The following is a 1,542-nucleotide window of genomic DNA, read 5'->3' on the forward strand; positions in this document are numbered from 1 at the left end:
AACGTCACCTCGCCCGGCGGCACCACGGCCGCAGCGCTCGGCGTGCTGATGGGTGAGCCGGGTCTGCGCGAGTTGATGATCCGCGCGATCGCGGCGGCGACCAAGCGGTCGCAGGAATTGGCGAAGTAGACAGGTGCCGTAGGGTGGGCAATAGCGAAGCGTGCCCACCACCTTCATCGCGGGTCCCGGAGAGATGGTGGGCACGGCGCTTCGCGCCTTTGCCCACCCTACGAAGTCGAGCCAGCCCCCAGCCGCTTATTGAACATCTCGACATTGACGAGCCCGCGCGCGTGGCGGCCTTCGCCGAGCTTGCGTGTGCCCTCGAACGCCTCGACCTCGAAGCGGATGACACGGCGCTCGACCGCGACGACCTTTGCCGTGGTCCGCACCGTCGCACCGACGGGGGCGGCGGCGAGATGGCGGATATCGACCTCGGTGCCGACGGTGACCCAACCCGGCTGAAGCGCGGCGCGGATCGCATCGCCCGAGGTCATCTCCATCTCCAGTATCATCATCGGCGTCGCGTAAACAAAAGGCATGCCGGACACGAAATGCCCGACCGTGCGCTCCACTGGGACCACCAGCGTGCGCTCGGCACTCATTCCGATCGTGATGAAGTCGCGTGCGTCCATCTTGCTTGCTCGTCATTCCGGGTCGCGCGCAACGCGAACCCGGAATCCACAGATTGTCGAACGAGATTCCCCAATGCGCCGTTGCGCATTGTGGTTCAGCCCTAGTGGGCTGCCCCGGAATGACGCTAACGCATCACTTCTTCGCAGCCGCCGCGCGTTCCACGAACGTCTTGCCGCCCTTCATCTTGTGGCGGAGCGGGGCTTCGTTGATCTGGATGACCACGGCATCGGCATCGACGCCGAGATTCTTCACCAGTGCCTGGGTGATGTCGCGCATCATGCCGGCCTTCTGCTCGTCGGTGCGGCCTTCGGCCATGCTGACAGTGATCTCAGGCATTTTTCTCTCCCTTGGGGCCGAATACCGGCCATTGACGGCCGCCATCAAACAAGACGTGGCTGCCCGGGACAAGCCCGGGCATGACGGCGCCAGCGAATAGCTAGCCCCACTTTACGTCATGGCGCGCCAGCACCTCGCGCACCTTGGCGACAAGATCGGCTTCGCTGCACGAGAACTGCGCCGGGCGGCTCTCGCGCCATTCCTGGTTGGAGGCGATCGCGGCGGCCGCTTTGGCGCCTTCGACCAGATCCTTGATCTGTAGCTCACTACGCGCCTTTTCATCCGAGCCCTGGATGATCACGCAGGGGCTGTTGCGGCGGTCGGCATATTTGAGCTGGTTACCCATGTTCTTGGGATTGCCGAGATAAAGCTCGGCGCGGATGCCGGCGGTGCGCAAGCTTGCCACCATCTTCTGATAGTCGGCGACGCGTTCACGGTCGAACACGGTGACGACGACGGGGCCGAATTCGGGCCGCGTGTCGAGCTTGCCGAGCAGCGTCAGCGCAGCCTGCAAGCGCGACACGCCGATCGAGAATCCGGTCGCCGGCACCGGCTCGCCGCGGAAGCGCGAGA

4 protein-coding genes are annotated in these 1,542 nt (G+C 64.8%); 1 reads left to right on the forward strand and 3 read right to left on the reverse strand.

The window, feature by feature from the left end; translation table 11 throughout:
- Positions 1-129, forward strand: a 129-nt coding sequence (locus tag MOV75_RS37630) for a pyrroline-5-carboxylate reductase dimerization domain-containing protein (RefSeq protein ID WP_309487006.1), incomplete at its 5' end; no start/stop codon positions are given.
- A gap of 98 nt (positions 130-227) precedes the next feature.
- On the opposite strand, the gene MOV75_RS37635 is transcribed toward MOV75_RS37630, so the two are convergent.
- The 3 genes from MOV75_RS37635 to MOV75_RS37645 all read right to left on the reverse strand — a co-directional run.
- Complete coding sequence (locus MOV75_RS37635; RefSeq protein ID WP_246922004.1) at positions 228-632, reverse strand: thioesterase family protein; 405 nt, start codon at positions 630-632, stop codon at positions 228-230.
- A 133-nt stretch (positions 633-765) separates the two neighbouring features.
- Positions 766-1,014 carry a 4-oxalocrotonate tautomerase family protein gene (locus tag MOV75_RS37640; RefSeq protein ID WP_258719526.1) on the reverse strand — a complete coding sequence of 83 codons (249 nt, stop codon included), beginning with the start codon at positions 1,012-1,014 and terminating at the stop codon, positions 766-768.
- A gap of 55 nt (positions 1,015-1,069) precedes the next feature.
- The coding region (locus MOV75_RS37645; protein WP_247007939.1) for a His/Gly/Thr/Pro-type tRNA ligase C-terminal domain-containing protein at positions 1,070-1,542 on the reverse strand (473 nt) is incomplete at its 5' end.

The sequence above is a fragment of the Bradyrhizobium sp. PRIMUS42 genome (assembly GCF_023006515.1).
In the GTDB taxonomy this organism is placed as follows: Bacteria; Pseudomonadota; Alphaproteobacteria; order Rhizobiales; family Xanthobacteraceae; genus Bradyrhizobium.

Coding starts and splice junctions, on each gene's coding strand:
- MOV75_RS37635 (WP_246922004.1), bottom strand. CDS start 632: ATGGACGCACGCGACTTCATCACGATCGGAATGAGTGCCGAGCGCACG.
- MOV75_RS37640 (WP_258719526.1), bottom strand. CDS start 1,014: ATGGCGGCCGTCAATGGCCGGTATTCGGCCCCAAGGGAGAGAAAAATG.